Source organism: Microbacterium sp., from assembly GCF_041641055.1.
Lineage (GTDB): Bacteria > Actinomycetota > Actinomycetes > Actinomycetales > Microbacteriaceae > Microbacterium.
Window position 1 is genome coordinate 1 of record NZ_JBEPZB010000005.1, and the last position, 16,823, is coordinate 16,823.

The following is a 16,823-nucleotide window of genomic DNA, read 5'->3' on the forward strand; positions in this document are numbered from 1 at the left end:
GCGCTTGACCGCTGCACCGAGACCGTTCGACGCGTCGAGGATCTCGTTCTGGAGACGCTCGGTCATCGTCTTCTCACGACGACCCTTGGCGTAGCTGACGAGCCAGCGCAGCGCGAGGGTGTTCGCACGGTGCGGCTTGACCTCGACCGGCACCTGGTAGGTCGAGCCACCGACGCGGCGGCTCTTGACCTCGAGAGTGGGGCGCACGTTGTCGAGCGCCTTCTTGAGAGTGGCGACGGCGTCCTGGCCGTTCTTCGCCTCGACGCCACGGAGGGCGTTGTAGACGATCGACTCGGCGAGCGACTTCTTGCCGTCGACCAGGATCTTGTTGACCAGCTGGCTGACGATCGGAGCGCCGTATACCGGGTCGTTGACGACAGGACGCTTGGGGGCGGGACCCTTACGAGGCATTGGACTCAGCCCTTCTTCGCGCCGTAGCGGCTGCGAGCCTGCTTACGGTTCTTGACGGCCTGGGTGTCCAGGGCGCCGCGGACGATCTTGTAACGGACACCGGGGAGGTCCTTGACACGGCCTCCACGCACGAGCACGAGCGAGTGCTCCTGCAGGTTGTGACCCTCACCGGGGATGTAGGCGGTGACCTCGGTCCCGTTGCGGAGCTTCACACGAGCGACCTTGCGCATCGCCGAGTTCGGCTTCTTCGGGGTGGTGGTGTAGACGCGGGTGCAGACCCCGGCCTGCTGCGGGTTCGACTTGAGTGCGGGCGCCTTGGTCTTCGAGACCTTGGGCGAGCGACCCTTGCGAACCAACTGCTGAATGGTTGGCACGTTCTCTCCTCATAATGCTGCACGGTGACAGCGTGATGGGTTTCACATCATGACCCACCGGCACGCCGGAATCGACGAGCTTTTGTGGTGGTGGGTATGCCGTGGGGGCGGACCGGCATGGTGCCGACGCCCAGCGCGCACGTCGAGACGTGCACACACCTGATCAAGTGTAATGCCGCGTAACGTGGCGGTCAAATGAGCGCCGCGCCTGCCGCCCGCTCAGCGCAGATCCCGCATGCGCGCCGCGACCCCTGCATCCTCCCCGGTCCGTCGCTCCGCGGTCACGGCGATGATCAGCAGCACCGCTCCCATCACCGCGAGGGTGATCCACCACGGCATGGACTCGATCCCCCGACCGATCTGCACCGAGAACACGAACACGTTCTCGATGGGCAGCACGATGAGGCCCAGCACGAAGGGCGCGGCGAGGCGGTCGCGCGAGCCGACGAGGATCGCGGCGAGCGCGAGCACCATCACCAGGATCGCGCGCCACGTGAGCGGGTCGGTGAAGGTCGACACGATCGATGCGCTCATCATCGTGACGATGCCGGGGGCGAGCAGCGCCCACGAACCCGACCAGCGCCCCGGCCAGCTGTCCGGTGTGGCGCGCCCCTCCGGGCGCACCTCCGGCGCGCGGCGGAGGGCGAGGACCCCCGCGATGAGGAGGAACGCGCCGAGCGGCAGCGAGAACCACTCGACCCTGAGGTCCCGGGGACTCCAGGCGACGATCCCGGTGACGAAGGCGATCGCGAACAGGAACCAGACCGGAGGCGCCGTGGTCGGCCCGCGCAGGACTCTCGCAGCCACCAGCACCATCGCGACGAGAGAGGCGATCATGAGCATCCACATCGGCCAGATCGAGGACCAGTCCCGTTCGATCGCGCACCATGTGCCCGCAGCGAGAGCGAGAGCCGCCGGCGCTTCGAGCCATCGCGTGGTGCGCAGCGTCGATCCCTCGGCCGCGGCCCTCCTGATCCCGCGAGCGGCGACATACAGCGCCGCGGCTCCGGCCGCGCTCGCACCCAGGCACGCGAGGAAGAGTCCGAGACCGTGCAGTCCGGTCGAGAGGCCGGAGTCGAGTCCGAGCCGGACGCCGAGGGCGGGCCCAGCGACGGCCGCGAGCGATGCCGCACCGAGGATCGGGACGCGAAGGGCCCGCAGACGCCGGCGCCTCGCACCGGCATCCGTGCGGCGCAGGCTGACGTCGAGACCCAGCAGCGCCCAGGCCGCGAGGAGGAGCCCGCCGGCCCGCAACGCGAGGCCGGGCTGGTCCACCTCGACGGGGGTGAGCGCCACCACGGCGACGATCGGGGCGATCGCGACGAGGAGTCCCGCGCTGACGAGAGCCGTCGCCCGGCGCCCACGGAGGGTGAGCAGCGTGCCGACGACGGCCGCACCCAGCGTCGGGGGCAGCAGATACGCCTCGAGGAGGTCCACCCGCGCGATGCCCCAGACGCACCACAGCGCACCGGTGAGGCAGACCGCAGCGACCACCCACGCGTATCGGCGGCCGGCGAACCGAGCGGCGGCGACGGCCCCGGCCGCCACGATCAGCAGGACCAGGAGCGTCGTCCCGAGTCCCGCGGCCTCCCGACCGACGGCCAGCCCGACGGCGATGACCGCGGTGAGCAGGGTGGACGTCTCGAAAGCGATCCGTGCGGCGCTCGATGCGACGCGATCGTGCCCGCGGGAGAGGAGAACATCGCGCAGGACCGACGACGACGCGAGCGCGAGCGCGACCAGCACCGCCACGACGGGCAGCACGACGGGAGAGCCGCTGGACGCGAGGATCTGCGCGCCGAGGCACACGACGACCACCGCGAGAGTCGGCACCAGCATCGCCGCAGCCGCCGCGCGCACGGTCAGGGTGAGTCCCGGTCGACGGGTGAGCAGCAGGCTCAACGCGAGGACGAACATCAGACCGGTCGAGAGCGCCGTCCAGCCGCTGCGTTCGACGACCACCTGCAGGACCCCGATCCCGAACGGCACGAGCGAGACGACGAGGATCGCCTGCCACGGTCGAGCACCGATCCGCGGCAGATAGGTCGCGCCGATCGCGACGAGGAGACCTGCGGATGCGGTGAGGCAGAGCTGCGCCATGCCTCCGACGCCCGCCTGGTCGAGCGCGGTGGAGATGAGGATCAGGGCGTAGGCGAACCCTCCTCCGACGTAGAGGAACCGCCAGCGCGTCGGGCGCGCTGCGGCGAGGCCTGCGAGCGCGAGGATGGTCGCCACTCCCGCGACGGGCACGACGGAGGCATCCCGCCAGGCGACCATCACCGCCGCCGCGAGCGAGAGATGCGCAGCCACGAGGAGGATCGGACGGATGCCCCTGCCGACGGCCGGCGCCGGCATCCCTCGCAGCACGGCGGCGACCAGCACGACCGAGCCGAGGAGGACGGCGATGGCGAACGGGGCGAGAAGGAGCCCCGCGCACCCGAGCACCAGCACGGCGAGGCAGGCGAAGGCCAGTGCGACCCGCGCGGCGGGAGCGGCGAGCGGCGCGAGGCCGCGGTGCTCGCGAGCAAGCGCTCCGAAGATCCCCACACCCGCGCCGATCGCGGCGAGTCCGAGCGGCGCGCCCCACTCGGCGAGCCCCTGGGCACCTGCCGGCGAGGTCTGGCGGACGAACGCGAGCACGGTACTCGCCCCGGTCAGCCCTGCGACCATGATCAGACCGAGCGACGGCACGGCGAGCACGGTCAACGCTCCCCCGGCCAGATAGACGCGCGGCACCCGAGCGGGCACCGGCACGAGCGCTCCGACCACGACGAGCGCGAGGGACGCCGCCGCCGGCACGATCGCGAAGTACCACGACACTTCGACCTCGCGGATGGCGGGCACCGCATAGACGGCGAGGACGATGGCGACCGCTCCTGCGACGCCTGCGCCGAACGACCACAGCGGGGCGATCATGATCCCGGCCGCGATCACGGCGTGCACCGCGATCAGCACGAGCAGCCCGCTCGCGGTGAACAGCGTCGTCGTGGTGTCGCCCGTGTCGAGACGCGTCAGCAGCAGCAGCGCGCTGAGCGACGCGATCAGCTGCACGACGGTCAGGCTGACCCGATCGACGGCAGATGGTTTCATCCACTCGACGACCGCCGCAGCGGCGAAGGCCGCTCCGATGGCCCCCGCTGCAGCCGCGAGCGGTGTCCCCCCGGCGATGCCGAGCATGGCCGGGGCCGCAGAGAGTGCGAGGACGGCAGCCCACTGCCAGACGCGGATGCCGCGGCGACGGCCCGCAGCGAGCACCACGGAGGAGACCGCCGCGGTGACGGCCGCCGCGGTGGCCCACGGGTCGACCTCGGGAGCTGCGAGCTGAGCCACCGCGTGCACGTCGAGACCGGCGAAGACGAGCCCGAGGCCGCCGACGGCCTCGGCGGAGAACCGCAGTCCCCGTCGCGACAGCAGCCAGGCGCCGCCCACGAACAGCAGGGTGATGAGTCCGACGATGACGCTGCGCAGCGCGCGGTCGGCGAGATCGGGGTTGAAGTACGTGAACACGATCGCCGCGACCGCGAACAGGCCCGCACCCGCAGTCGCGAGCACCGACTGCAGGGTCGCGCTGCCCTGAGGCGCCGACGACCCCGACGACCGCGCGCCGGTCGGCGGCAGGGACGGCGGCGACACCGATGGCGCCGCAGTGCTCCCCGCCTGCGGCGACACGCTCGTCGATCCCGCCGTGGAGACGTGGATCGCCGCCGAGCTCGTCACCGGCAGGGCCACCGACAGGTTGCTCGTCGGTCCTCCCACCGGGAGCACGGGCACGCGCCTCATCAGGTTCTCGCGAGCACGCACCGCTGCGGCGGCCTCGAGCGAGGCACCCCACACCTCGGCTCCGATCGGACCACGCAGGTCGGCACCGCATCGGCCGCAGCATCCGGTGTCCAACGGAGCGGCGCAGACCGGGCATCGAGACCCGTCGAGCAGCTGCCTGGCCACCGCCTCACCCCAGGTCGTCGTCTCCGCAGCGGCGGACGAGGCGCTCACCGAGGTCATGACGGCTCCTCGGCATCCGGGACCCAGCGCAGGATGTCTCCCGGCTGGCACTCCAGTACGCGGCAGATCGCCTCGAGGGTGGTGAAGCGGACGGCCTTCGCGCGACCGTTCTTCAGGACCGCCACGTTCGCCGGCGTGATGCCGATGGCGTCGGCGAAGTCCTGCACGCTCATCTTCTTCATGGCGAGCTGGACGTCGAGGTCGATGACGATCGGCATCAGACGACCTCCGAGAGGTCCTGTTCGAGTTCGAGAGCCTTGCGGAGCAAGCCGCGCAGCACGACGACGAGGAGCGCGAGCGCGGCACTGACCACGACCCCCAGCACCGCGAGCAGAGTCAGCGACAGCGAGACCGCGCGACTCGCGACGATGACCACGTACGAGGCGAGGATCACGATGCCGGCGGCGACGAGCGCGCCGAGGATGATGTCGACGTAGCGGAACGCCTCGACCCGGAAGATGCGGTCGGCCTGCACGAGCGAGAGCAGGAACCAGATGCACACCAGCGTCACCTGGATGAGCGCGATGAAGAGCACGGCGCCGATGATCCCCGGCACCTCCAGCCAGGCGACATCGGGGTTGCGCAGAGCCGTGATGCGCGCGACCTCCGGGATCACCAGCAGCTGACTTGCGAGCAGGAGTCCGACGAGGACGATGATCAGCGCCTGAAGGATGCGCGAGACACGAGGATGCATGGTTGCCTATCGATCGCCAATGGGTATCTATCGAAAAACGATACACAGGGGCGCAAACCGATCGCCACCGTGAGGGCGGTGCTCTCAGCGGATCCGCAGACTAGGACGCGTCGGGGTCGAACGGCGAGTCGAGCGAATCGGTCAGCTCGGCCAGCAGCGCCTCGATCTGCGGCTCGACGTGCTGCGAGATCGCCGACTGGATGTGGATGCGGTGCCGGAGCAGGATGCTGCAGATCTCCCGGCCGACCATGTTGGCGTACTCGTCGGCGAGAGCGACCTCTTGGCGGAGCGCCACCTTCGCCTCGTCGCTCAGCGGCGGCAGCGGCGGCAGGTCGGCGACCGCGTCGTCGGCCATGCCCGCGATGGTGAACAGGAACGGCGCGCCGGGCACCGGCTCAGGATCCAGCGGCAGCCCGTCGAACTCGGGGTCGAGACCGTCGCCGGGACGATAGCTGCGGGCGCGGTTGCGGGCGGCCTGCTGGTCGAGCTCCCGCTGCAGCATCGGCAGGTTCCGCGCCGTGTACTCGGCGACCGCGTGGTCGACGATCGTCTTGATCCGCGTCGAGAGACCGTGCTGCACGCCGTGCGGCGTGTTCGAGCCGATCCCCGCCGCCGACAGGATGGGCGACCCGAGGCAGCGGCGACATGGCGCGACCCGACCTCGGTGGGTGGCCGGCTCCCAGCGCGGCACCCAGCGCAACCAGGCCTCCACGGCCTGGCCCACCTGCGTCTCCAACGAGCGCTCCACCCTTAGAGCGTACGGTGCCGGTGCGCACCTCGCCTCAATTTCCGCGCTCGCGGCGGGGCGCTATTCGTCGTCGTCCCGCTCCCAGGGCCACTGCGGATGCTCGGCCTTCGTCCGCCGCAGGGCGATGCCGCCCCACGCGGCGATCGCAGCAGCCCCCAACATCACCGCGCTCGGGCCGCCGACCACCAGTCCCCCGGCGACCGCCGTGGCGACGATGAGGTCGCCGCTGGCGACCGCCACGCCGATCCAGAGGGCCGCCAGGTGAGCCAGCGCGGTCGCCAGGGCGATACCGGGGACCGAGAGGAAGGTTGTTGCGGGCGATCGCCGCAGCGCGACTCCGAGCCCGAGTGCGAACACCAGCACGGCCGCCAGCATCCCGACGGCTCCGGGAACGGGTCCGAGTCCCGGCACCGAGATGATGTCGCGGTCCGTCGCTACACTCACCGCGCCGAGGCCGAACACCGCCAGCGCGAAGAAGCCGATCGTGGCGAGCACCAACGCGAGGACGGCAGAAACCCCCGCGGACTCGGGCCCGCGGGGGTTCTGTGACGACATGACCGTGATTACCTCGAGAGAGTCGGGCCCGCTTCGAGCGTGCGCTCGTACTCGCGCTGCGCCTCGGCGTTGAGCTCGGTCTTGCGTGCTCCGCTGCGAGCCACCCAGGCACCGAACCAGATCGTGAGCTCGCGCCCGAACACGAAAGCGGCGATGGCGAGCGGGTGGAACAGCTGGGATCCGACGAGCTCGTTGCCCTCGCTGGCCGTGAGGAGCCAGAACGGAGCCTCGAACAGAGCGCCGAGGATATGCCCGCCGTAGGCGATCAGACCGACGATGATGCCGAAGACCACCCAGAGGCCCCAACGACCACGGTTGATGAACGCACCGAGCAGCCAGAAGCCCAGGAAGAACACGACGACGGGCACCCAGAAACCCCATGTGGTCAGCGGCGCGAGTGCGGCCTCGCCGATGTTCGTGCCGTCGACGTCACCGGCGATCGCGCCGAGACCGAGCGTCGCTCCGAGGTAGAGGATCGCGAACACGAGCGTGGCGAGCAGGCCGATGCCGCCTGCCGTGCCCCGGTTGCCCCGCTCACGGGGCGGCTCGGGGGCCTGGACGAAGATCGGCTGCTGCTGGACCGGGGCGACGATCGGCTCGGACGCCGCGGGCTCCGAGGGCACGATGCGCGTCTCGGTGTCGTCGGCCGACGAGTAGGCCGCCCCTGCCATGGCGGACTGCTCGTGTGCGGCCGGAGGCGTGTAGACCGCGGTCGCATCGGCATCCGACTTCCACGACGATGCCCGGGTGTCCGTGTCGTCGTCGAGGTACTTGGGGTCGTTCAGCTCCGGCGTCGCGAAGGTGCCGGGGTGCTCGTTCTCGGCAGCCTCGAATGCGGCGAGATCGGGGTCGACGGCGGGCTCGGTCGTGGTCGGTCGATCCGCGTCGGAGGATGTGGCGGCGGGCGTGCCGGGGACGCCGGCACCCGCGGCGGCGGCGGCGTCGAGTCCAGCGTTCGCGCTGTCGACGACGTCGTTGACGTCCTTCGGCCGCTCGGGCTGTGGAACCTCGGGGTCACTCATGGGGTGCGCCTCTCATCGGAAGTGTGCTCTGCGAGGTTACCGCCGCCTCGCCACCCCGGAAGGGAGGCGTGCCGACGTGTCGCAGAGCCCATGCGCGCCCTGCCCAGGCACGTCGTCTGCGCGCCCGGCGTCAGGGAAGGGCGGAGCGCAGTGCGTCGCCGACGAAGGACGCCATCACCGGGACGATCGGCATCGAGAACCAGACCAGCGCGAGCACGACGCCGGCGCACAGGACCCCGGCGATCCAGCTGATCGCCACGTTGCGTCCTGCGACCCGTGCCATGCTCCCAGGCTAGAGCCGGCGGCCATCGGCACCGAGACGCAACGCCGACGAACGGGTGGGACTCAGCGCCCCGCTCGACCGCGCAGACGCCAGAGGAGCCAGAGTCCGGACAGCGGGATGAGGACGACACCGAGGATCATCGCGCCGTACCAGATCAGGTCGTACCAGGCGGGGACGAGAGGGTTCACGCCCTCGAGCGCCCCGCCCGAGCCGGTGTCGCCCGACGAGGAGTCCCCGGTGCTCGTCCAGGACGAGAATCCCATCGCGGACACCAGGATGCCGGACAGCGCGCACAACACGAAGGGCACCACGATCGCGACGACCTTCTCCCCCGTCTTCCACAGGCTGCTCAGACTCACCAGCACCGCACCGACGAACCAGCCGACGATCGGCACGACGAAGCCGCCGAAGCTCAGCGTCAGGGCGGCGGCGATCGCGAACCCGCGCGTGCTCGTCGCCGCGATGCGGGGCACCGGTACGGCGGAGGCGGGCGTCACGCCGTCCGCCGACTGCGCCTGGTGCGCTTCCTTCGCGATGGCCTCCGGATCGCCCAACCGCACGATGCGCTCGGTCGTCGCCGCCGGATCCAGGCCCTCGAGCTCCTCGGCGATCCCGCCGCGGATGTCGGCGGCGACGCCGTGCGGAAGGCCTCGCATCGCCTCGTCGAGACGCGCCAGGTAGTCGTCGCGCATGCTGTTCGCGGTGGTCCGGGTCATGATCGTGCCTCTCCGACGATGCCCGTGACGACACGGGCGAACGGGGCCCACTGCGCGCGGAAGCGAGCCAGCTGCTCGATCCCCGCATCCGTGAGCCGGTAGTACCGGCGCACCGGACCGCTCTCCGACGGCCGGTCGAAGGTGGTCACCCAGCCGTTGTCCCGCAGCCGACCGAGCAGCGGATACAGCGTGCCGATGCTGGCGATGAGCCCCGCCTGCGTCAGCGCATCCGACAGCTGCCAGCCGTACATCGGCTCGCGCCCGAGCAGGCCGAGCACGCAGTACTCGACGACGCCCTTGCGCATCTGCGCACCGATGTCGCCTGTCATGCGTCACAAGCTAGCATGCGACGCACGCTACTGCTCGCTCAGCCCTTCGTGGCGCCTGCCGTCAGTCCGCCCACGATGTAGCGCTGCAGGAACAGGAACAGGATCATCACCGGGATGGCCGCCATGACGGCACCCGCCGAGAACGCGGACCAGTCCGCGTAGCGGGGGTTGGCGACGAGCTTCGTGAGGCCGACGACCAGAGTCTGCTGGTCGACGTCGACGAGCATGACACTCGCGATCACGTACTCGTTGACCGTCCCGATGAACGAGAGCAGCGCGACGACGGCGAGGATCGGCGCCACCAGGGGCAGGATCATCGTGAAGAAGATCCGGGCATGGCCCGCGCCGTCGATGCGGGCAGCCTCGTCCAGCTCCATCGGCAGGGTGTTGAAGAAGCCGTACATCAGGTACGTGTTCACGCCGAGGGCTCCGCCGAGGTAGACCAGGATGAGGCCCGTGTGCGTGTTCAGGCCGATGGCCGGGAACCAGTCCCCCAGGGTCGACATCAGCAGGAAGATCGCGACCACGGCGAGCAGCTGCGGGAACATCTGGACGACCACGATCGTCACGAGGCCGATCCGACGTCCGGCGAACCGCATGCGCGAGAAGGCATATGCGGCCAGTGCCCCGATGAACACGGTCACCGCGCCCGTCACGACGGCGATGATCAGGGTGTTCAGGAACCACTTCGCGTAGGGGTTCTGCGGATCGCTCAGGATCCGCACGTAGCTGTCGATGCCGAAGGCCGAGAAGAGCTGGTTCGAGCCGGTCAGCGTTCCCCGCGGGTTGAGGGAGGCCGAGAACACGTACAGCAGCGGGAAGAGCGCGAACGCGCTGACGACGATCGCGACGACGTGACGCCACCCGGTGTCGGCGAACCAGGCGCCGACACTTCGGCGACGAGGGGCGATGCGGCGTTCGGGCGTCGTCGTGGCTGCGGTCCTGATGTCCGTGGTGCTCATGTCAGTTCAGCTCCTCGAGGGCCTTGGTCTTGCGGAAGCTGACGATCGAGATCGTCGCGACCACGATGAAGATCAGGATCGTGAATGCGGAGGCGAGTCCGTAGTCGCGGGTCTGCCCGGTGAAGGCGACCTTGTAGACCATCGAGATCAGGATGTCGGTATGTCCTACCGGGATGCTCACGTCGTCGAAGCGGGGACCGCCCTTGGTGAGCATGTAGATCAGGTTGAAGTTGTTGAAGTTGAAGGCGAACGACGAGATCAGCAGCGGCGCGACGGTCACGAGCAGCAGCGGCAGCTTGATGCGGCGGAAGACCTGCCACGGATTGGCGCCGTCCATGACCGCGGCTTCGTTCACATCCTCGGGGATGCCCTGCAGCGCCCCCATGCAGACGAGGAACATGTACGGGAACCCGAGCCACAGGTTCACCAGCAGCACAGACACCTTCGCGAGGGTCGGATCGGTCAGCCACGGGATCTCGGCTCCGCCGAAGATCACCTGGTTGATGAACCCGAAGCTCTCGTTCATCATGCCCGCCCACACCAGGGCCGAGAGGAAGGCGGGGAACGCGTACGGGAGGATCAGGATGATCCGGTAGCCGTTGCGGAACCGCATCCGGGTGTTGTTGAACACCAGGGCGAGCAGCAGCCCGAGGAAGAACGTCGTGGCGACGGAGAGCAGGGCGAAGACGAACGTCCAGATCGTGACCGAGATGAGCGGCCCTCGGATGGACTCGTCGCTGACCGCGCGGACGAAGTTGTCGAACCCGACGGTCGTCTGCCAGCCCGGCAGGAGCTCCGTGCCGTCCTCGGCAGCGAACGCCCCCTCGCCGGTGTCGGAGTAGACGGTGCCGGAGGTCGTGTCGGTGATGGTGTCGGCATCCGCGTCGTACTCCAGGGTGGAGACGTAGAGGTAGCCCTTCTGACCGTCCGGTGCGCGCAGCGCCCCGTCATTGGGGTCCTCGCTGAACTGCACGGACAGCTTCTCGAGCTCCTCCGAGAGGGTGAAGACCTTCGCGAGCGGAAGCGTCGTCCACCCGTCGACCGAGACCGCCTGGCCACCGGCGAACTCGGCGTCCACCTCCTGCAGAGGCTGTTCGGCGGTGCCCAGCAGGGCATCCCCGGACTCAGGGTCCGTCACGAGGAGTCCGTACGTCCCGAACTGCTCGACCACCGTCACCGGATACGTCGCGGAGTCCTCGACACGCTCCTGTGCGGAGGCGAGCAGCGAGGAGATCGCCTGGTCCTTGGTGCCGTTGTGGCCGGTGCCGTAGTTCGTGAAGCCGATGTAGCCGGTGTAGAGCAGCGTGAACACCTGGAAGATGACCAGGAAGATGATGCCGGGGGTGAGGTACTTGGCCGGGACCCGCTTCCGCGAGAAGTAGATGTAGTTCACCAGCACGGTGACCGCGACCACGAGGCCGAGCACGAGCCATTCCTGCTGGCCGACGAGCACGAACACCGCGTACAGCGCGATGGCGTCGACGACGGCGAGGAGCAGGATCTTCAGCAGCATCCAGCCGATCGGCCCCGACGCCGCCTCGGCGATCCTGGTGGCCTGGCGCTGGCGCCTGGTGAGTGGAGCCGTGGGCTCAGCGGTCTCTGTCATCTCGTCCCCGTCGTCGAGCTGCCGGGGCGGACGAGGTCCGCCCCGGCAGGGCTGGTGCGTGAGTGTGTTACTTGATCGCCGCGGTCACGTCGTCGACGAGCTTCTGCCACGTCGTCGCCGGGTCGGAGCCGTTGATGATGGCTGCCTCTGCGACACCCCAGAACTCCCAGACGGAGCCCATCGCGGGGATCGCCGGCATCGGCACCGCGTCCGCACCGACGGCCTGGAAGCCGGCGATGATCGGGTCGGATGCCGCGGAGTCGGCCGCCGCGGTCAGCGCGGGAAGGACGTTCCCGGCCTTGAACAGCTCGAGCTGGACGTCTTCGGTGCCGATGTAGTTGACGAGGAAGTCGTTCGCCGCGACCTTGTTCTTCGACTCGGAGCTGACGAAGAAGCCCTTCACGCCGGCGAACGGCGATGCGGTCTCGCCGGTGGGGCTGGGCACGGGGTCGATCGCGACGTTGATGCCGGCGTCGGTCGCTGCCCCCACGTTCCACGGACCGGTCAGCCAGAAGGCGGCCGTGCCGTCGAGAAACTGCTGCTTGGCGATCTCGCCGTCGATGTCGGTGTTCAGCGTGCCGGCCGCGCCCTGTGCCGCCAGCCAGTCGGCGAACGCCGTGCCGCCCTCGCTGCCGAGCTGCAGGTCGGTCGAGTCGTAGCTGCCGCTGTCGTCGGTGCCGAAGACCGGCGCACCGAAGGCGGTCTGGAACGGGTAGAGGTGGTACGGGTTGCCCTCGGCACCCTGCTCGACGACGAACGTGCCCTGGGACACCATGTCGTCGAAGCTCGACGGAGCCTCGGGGACCATGTCGGCGTTGCGCAGCACCGCGATGTTCTCGACCGCGTACGGGAGCATGTAGACGGTGCCGTCGTAGGTGGCCGCCTGGAGCGCGACCGGGAGGTAGTCCTCTGACGAGTCGCCGAGCTCGAGCGGGGCGACGACGCCGTTGGTGGAGAGCTCGCCCAGCCAGTCGTGCGCGCCCATGACCACGTCAGGGCCCTTGCCGGTGGGGACCTGCTGGATGAAGTCGTCCTTCATGTCGTCGACCGACTTGCCGACGAGCTTGACCTTGACGCCGGTCTTGTCCTCGTAGGACTCGGCCGCGCTCTTCAGCGCATCGACGCGCTCGGCGTCGACCCAGACGGTCAGCGTGCCGCCGCTCTCGCCCTCGGACGAGTCGCCGCCGTCGGTCGCGGTCGAGCAGCCTGCCAGGGAAAGAGTCGAAACGATCGCGATGACGCCGGCGGCGACGATGCCCCTCTTGTTCACCTTCATTGGTGTGTGCCTCTCTGAGTACAGTGGGCCTGCATGGACTGCAAGCGCTTACAGTATGCAACGAGAACGTTGAGGTTCGCAATGCAAACGAGCTTCGATATCAAGCCGTGACCGCGAGCTCCCGGATGAAACAGTCTGGAAACGCTTCCACGCGAGCGTGGAAACGTCGGTGTCGATACACTTTGCGTATGGCTGACAGCTCATTTGACATCGTCTCGAAAGTGGATCACCAGGAGGCGGAGAACGCTCTCAACCAGGCCCGCAAGGAGATCGAGCAGCGCTACGACTTCAAGGGCACGGGAGCGTCGATCGCCTGGAGCGGCGAGCAGATCCTCATCATCGCCGCCACCGAGGAGCGCGCGAAGGCCGTTCTCGACGTCTTCCAGACCAAGCTCATCAAGCGCGGGATCTCGCTGAAGAGCCTCGAGTCCGGCGAGCCGTTCGCGAGCGGCAAGGAGTTCCGCATCGTCTCCTCCCTCAAGGACGGGATCTCGTCCGAGAACGCCAAGAAGATCAACAAGCTCATCCGCGACGAAGGCCCGAAGGGCGTCAAGAGTCAGATCCAGGGCGACGAGCTGCGCGTGCAGTCCAAGAGCCGCGACGACCTCCAGTCCGTGATCGCGCTGCTCAAAGGCGCCGACCTCGATCTCGACCTGCAGTTCATCAACTACCGCTGACACGCACGACGAGAGGGGGCGGATGCGCGGCATCCGCCCCCTTCGCTGTGTCCGGCGATCGCATTCCGATATATGGGTGGGCGTACCAGAGACTGGATGCTGTCGCGTCCCGATGCGACAGACCATCCGGCGATCCATGGCATTGCCGAACCGCTCTCGCGCGCCGCGCGGGTGCGACCGTCGCCATGTCAGCGTCGAGTCGAGGTAGGGCTCACTCGGCGCGCCGTCGCCACCGGTCGACGGGTGTGACGACTCGACGACCGGAGAGTCGTCCGAATCGAATCCCGCGATGACGCACCGCCGGGGGGTGTGCGGCACCCGCCGAAAGTGCATCTGTGGATTGTTGGCATCGCGATCTACTTCGTGATGTAGTGGCCGTCCGGGCACATCATGGGGGGCCTGGATCTGGAAAGCAACTGGGGGCAATCCATGAGCAACAACAGCTCATTGACGAGCATTCGAGAAAGCAAGCAGCTCTTAGCGGAGGAGGTCTTCCAGCACATCGGCGCGCAGATCGTCGAAGGTGTGCTGGAACCCGGACATCGCATCCGCGATGTCGACGTCGCCGAAGAGCTGCATGTGTCACGGACTCCGGTGCGAGAGGCGTTACAGCGCCTCGAGCGCCTCGGACTCGTGACGATGTATCCGAGCCGATACACGGAGGTCACCGCGGTGACACCGGAGATCGTCGAGCAGACGCTTGAGTTCGCCGGGTATCAGGCCGGGATGGCGGCCCGGATGGGGGTCGCCAGGATGTCACCGCACGAGCGGCGGAGTCTCGCGTCTCTGATCGAGCAGATGTACACCAGACTCGACGACGACGTGCACATCTCCCACACGCGGTGGGCGGTGTTCTCGTTCCTGAGCGAGCGCAGCCGCAACCTCCAGCATCAGGTGCTGATCAACGACGCGAGCATGGCGTTGTTCCGCAACCTGCGCGGATGGAGCGTTCCCGAAGACGACCGGGAGCGGATGCTCCAGGTCTACAGGGACTTCCACGACGCTGTGCTGCGAGGCGACGCCGACGAGGCCGAGCGATTCGCCCGCCTCATGCACTATGTCTGACGCTCGCGCACTGCCGACCACCCTCTGACCCACCGGTCGAGACGTCGATACGCTTCCTCTCTCGCCTCGTGGCGAGAGAGGAAGACATCGTGCAGCGCACCGTCAATGCGTTCGACGGTGACCGAGGGGCCGAGCTTCAGCGCGGCTCGGGCGATGTCGTCGACGACGAGGACCGAGTCGGCGCGCGTGAGGTCCTCGGACCACCTCGTCGGAGTCGCAGAACGCGCCGAGAGCAGCACGCATACCGGTGCGTCGACCGAGAGCCCGGCGGCGACCCTGGCGTGCCCGCTGAGGATCGCGTGGAACCACCCTGCGTGCACGGCCATGGTCTGAGCCGGGCGCCACAGCAGATTCACCTCGACAGGGTCGTCCGGATCGGAGACCTCCTGCTGCGCCCGAGTGTAGAACCCGAGGTCCACCTGCGGCGCGACCTCTCGCGGTGCCCAGCGCGCCTGCAGCTCCGCGACGGGCGCGATCAGCGGCCGCGCCGACGCGACCTGGAACTCCAGCCAGGGGCTGTTCAGGACCACGGCATCCGCTGCCCCCGGGTGTCTGGATGCCCACAGGCTGAGGGTGAGGCCACCCGTGGAATGTCCGAGGAGGATCAGCCGGCGGCCGGACTCCGCACCCTCATCCCCGCGTCCCATGGCCTGCAGTGCTGCGGCGATGTCCTCGTCGTAGGCGGCGAGGTCGGTGATGTAGCCGGGGGTCTGGCCGTCGCGGAGGCTGCGCCCGTACTTGCGGAGGTCGAGGGCGAAGAATCGGGCACCCCTCGATGTCCAGAACCTCGCGAGCCGCTTCTGGAAGAAGTAGTCCGACCACCCGTGGATGTAGAGGACGTCGACATCCTCCAGCGCGCCACGCTCCCGCGTGAGGCGTTCCCACCAGCGCGACCGGCCTGGGAGTGCGCGGACGAGAGTCGCGACGACCTGACCCTCGTCGTCATCGGCGAGCTCGAGCGTCAACTGCTCGAACTCGTCGCCGAGGACGTCCGGTATCCAGTCAGGCATGCCGCCAGGCTATCCGACGGTGTTCGGGCTACTCGGGAGCGGTGTGTCCGACGGTGAGGTTGCGCGCGACCGTCTCGGCGAGCGGAAGCGGATCGCTCGCTCCTGAGCCGTTGTCATAGGTCATGAGCCGGATCCAGTCGGGGCCGACGCGCATGTCGAGGATCTTCTCACCGTGCTCCCCTGCGCTGACCTTGGCGGCGTCTGCGCCCTCGACCTCGACGGGCTCGCCGCCGAGGCGCTCGAAGGCCCACGCCCCGGCCGGGAGCGTCGTGAGCATCAGATAGCTCCGCAGGGAGCCGAGGTCACCGTCTGCGGAGGTGTAGTAGCAGATGCGCGAGCCGTTGACGTAGCGGTACACCTCTGCCGGAATTCCCCATCCGCCGAAGTCACTGAAGACGACCACCTCCTCGCCTGCCCGTTCGGCCACCTGTTCGGGGGTGACGAAGTGCTCGCACGAAGCACCGACGACGTCGCTGTCGACGTACTCCACCTCGCGCACGGTCGCCGCAGCCCGTGCGACCAGCCGCCGGAGGCTCTCCTCGACGAGGCCCGTATCGTCGGCACCGAGCGCGGGATCGTAGACGGCTGCTGAGAGCAGGACGTCGGAATCCACCAGCTCGAACTGACAGCCCCCCTCGCTGCATTCGGCCCGCTCGCCCGACCACCCCTGACGTTCTTCGGCACCGGCGATCACGGTCGGCGCATCCGGGACGATCGTCACTTCCCAGTGCCTCCCGTCATCACCCGCAGAACACGCGATGCCCCCTGCTCGCTGGAACATGTACTGCCCGGGGCCCGGCAGCCAGCCCGGCGTCGAGATCGCCGACATCACCGGCTCCACGGGGGTCGAGGGCTCGCCGACGAGGGCTGCCATCTCGACCGCGACGTCGTCGCACGTCACATCGAACGCGGCATCCGGCTCGACGATCGGATCGGGCGTCGGGGTCGGAGTCGGAGTCGGAGACGTCGACTCGGACGGCGATGCCGTCGGTATCGGAGTCGGCTCCGGGGCGCAGCCGGACATGAGGAGAAGAGCGGCCGTGCCGAGCACGAGCAGAGAGCGCAGTCGCATGCGCTCAGCCTAGGGTCGAGC

18 protein-coding genes are annotated in these 16,823 nt (G+C 68.8%); 2 read left to right on the top strand and 16 right to left on the bottom strand.

The annotated features are described in order from the left end of the window. The 14 genes from rpsG to ACESK8_RS04485 form a co-directional block, all read right to left on the bottom strand. Positions 1–411, bottom strand: a 411-nt coding sequence (gene rpsG, locus ACESK8_RS04420) for a 30S ribosomal protein S7 (RefSeq protein ID WP_372967452.1), incomplete at its 3' end; no start/stop codon positions are given. 5 nt (positions 412–416) lie between these two features. Beyond that, positions 417–785, bottom strand: coding sequence for a 30S ribosomal protein S12 (rpsL, locus tag ACESK8_RS04425; RefSeq protein ID WP_013584051.1), 369 nt, complete (start codon positions 783–785; stop codon positions 417–419). Positions 786–1,004: 219 nt separating this feature from the next. After that, a complete protein-coding gene (locus tag ACESK8_RS04430; protein ID WP_372967453.1) occupies positions 1,005–4,787 on the bottom strand; it encodes an SCO7613 C-terminal domain-containing membrane protein in 3,783 nt (1,260 codons plus the stop codon). After that, positions 4,784–5,005, bottom strand: coding sequence for a helix-turn-helix domain-containing protein (locus tag ACESK8_RS04435; RefSeq protein ID WP_372967454.1), 222 nt, complete (start codon positions 5,003–5,005; stop codon positions 4,784–4,786). The genes ACESK8_RS04430 and ACESK8_RS04435 overlap by 4 nt, the downstream gene beginning before the upstream one ends. Continuing rightward, complete coding sequence (locus ACESK8_RS04440; RefSeq protein WP_372967455.1) at positions 5,005–5,481, bottom strand: DUF2975 domain-containing protein; 477 nt, start codon at positions 5,479–5,481, stop codon at positions 5,005–5,007. The genes ACESK8_RS04435 and ACESK8_RS04440 overlap by 1 nt, the downstream gene beginning before the upstream one ends. 100 nt (positions 5,482–5,581) lie before the next feature. Continuing rightward, positions 5,582–6,229, bottom strand: a complete 648-nt coding sequence (locus tag ACESK8_RS04445) for a spermidine/putrescine ABC transporter substrate-binding protein (protein WP_372967456.1) — start codon at positions 6,227–6,229, stop codon at positions 5,582–5,584. A gap of 60 nt (positions 6,230–6,289) precedes the next feature. Continuing rightward, a complete protein-coding gene (locus tag ACESK8_RS04450) occupies positions 6,290–6,784 on the bottom strand; it encodes a hypothetical protein (RefSeq protein WP_372967457.1) in 495 nt (164 codons plus the stop codon). An 8-nt stretch (positions 6,785–6,792) separates the two neighbouring features. Beyond that, complete coding sequence (locus tag ACESK8_RS04455; RefSeq protein ID WP_372967458.1) at positions 6,793–7,806, bottom strand: ABC transporter; 1,014 nt, start codon at positions 7,804–7,806, stop codon at positions 6,793–6,795. A 130-nt stretch (positions 7,807–7,936) separates the two neighbouring features. Beyond that, entirely contained in the window at positions 7,937–8,089 is a 153-nt protein-coding gene (locus ACESK8_RS04460) for a hypothetical protein (RefSeq protein WP_372967459.1), read from the bottom strand. A gap of 62 nt (positions 8,090–8,151) precedes the next feature. Further along, a complete protein-coding gene (locus ACESK8_RS04465; protein ID WP_372967460.1) occupies positions 8,152–8,805 on the bottom strand; it encodes a hypothetical protein in 654 nt (217 codons plus the stop codon). Further along, entirely contained in the window at positions 8,802–9,134 is a 333-nt protein-coding gene (locus ACESK8_RS04470; protein WP_372967461.1) for a PadR family transcriptional regulator, read from the bottom strand. The genes ACESK8_RS04465 and ACESK8_RS04470 overlap by 4 nt, the downstream gene beginning before the upstream one ends. A gap of 38 nt (positions 9,135–9,172) precedes the next feature. Further along, positions 9,173–10,096 carry a sugar ABC transporter permease gene (locus tag ACESK8_RS04475; protein WP_372967462.1) on the bottom strand — a complete coding sequence of 308 codons (924 nt, stop codon included), beginning with the start codon at positions 10,094–10,096 and terminating at the stop codon, positions 9,173–9,175. 1 nt (position 10,097) lies between these two features. Next, positions 10,098–11,702 carry an ABC transporter permease subunit gene (locus ACESK8_RS04480; RefSeq protein WP_372967463.1) on the bottom strand — a complete coding sequence of 535 codons (1,605 nt, stop codon included), beginning with the start codon at positions 11,700–11,702 and terminating at the stop codon, positions 10,098–10,100. A gap of 67 nt (positions 11,703–11,769) precedes the next feature. Then, positions 11,770–12,978 (bottom strand): extracellular solute-binding protein, encoded by a 1,209-nt coding sequence (locus tag ACESK8_RS04485; RefSeq protein ID WP_372967464.1) that lies wholly within the window; start codon positions 12,976–12,978, stop codon positions 11,770–11,772. 188 nt (positions 12,979–13,166) lie between these two features. Here ACESK8_RS04485 and ACESK8_RS04490 point away from each other — a divergent pair, with 188 nt between their 5' ends. After that, positions 13,167–13,655: a YajQ family cyclic di-GMP-binding protein gene (locus ACESK8_RS04490; protein ID WP_372967465.1), complete on the top strand. Its 489-nt coding sequence runs from the start codon at positions 13,167–13,169 to the stop codon at positions 13,653–13,655. Between the two features lie 429 nt (positions 13,656–14,084). Then, positions 14,085–14,720 (top strand): GntR family transcriptional regulator, encoded by a 636-nt coding sequence (locus ACESK8_RS04495; protein WP_372967466.1) that lies wholly within the window; start codon positions 14,085–14,087, stop codon positions 14,718–14,720. Here the strand turns inward: ACESK8_RS04495 and ACESK8_RS04500 are convergent. Continuing rightward, on the bottom strand, positions 14,711–15,730 hold the full coding sequence (locus ACESK8_RS04500; RefSeq protein ID WP_372967467.1) for an alpha/beta hydrolase: 1,020 nt from the start codon (positions 15,728–15,730) through the stop codon (positions 14,711–14,713). The genes ACESK8_RS04495 and ACESK8_RS04500 overlap by 10 nt on opposite strands. 28 nt (positions 15,731–15,758) lie before the next feature. Continuing rightward, the gene (locus ACESK8_RS04505) at positions 15,759–16,802 is read right to left on the bottom strand and encodes a hypothetical protein (protein WP_372967468.1); all 1,044 of its coding nucleotides are present in this window, start codon (positions 16,800–16,802) and stop codon (positions 15,759–15,761) included. Positions 16,803–16,823 lie beyond the last annotated feature (21 nt).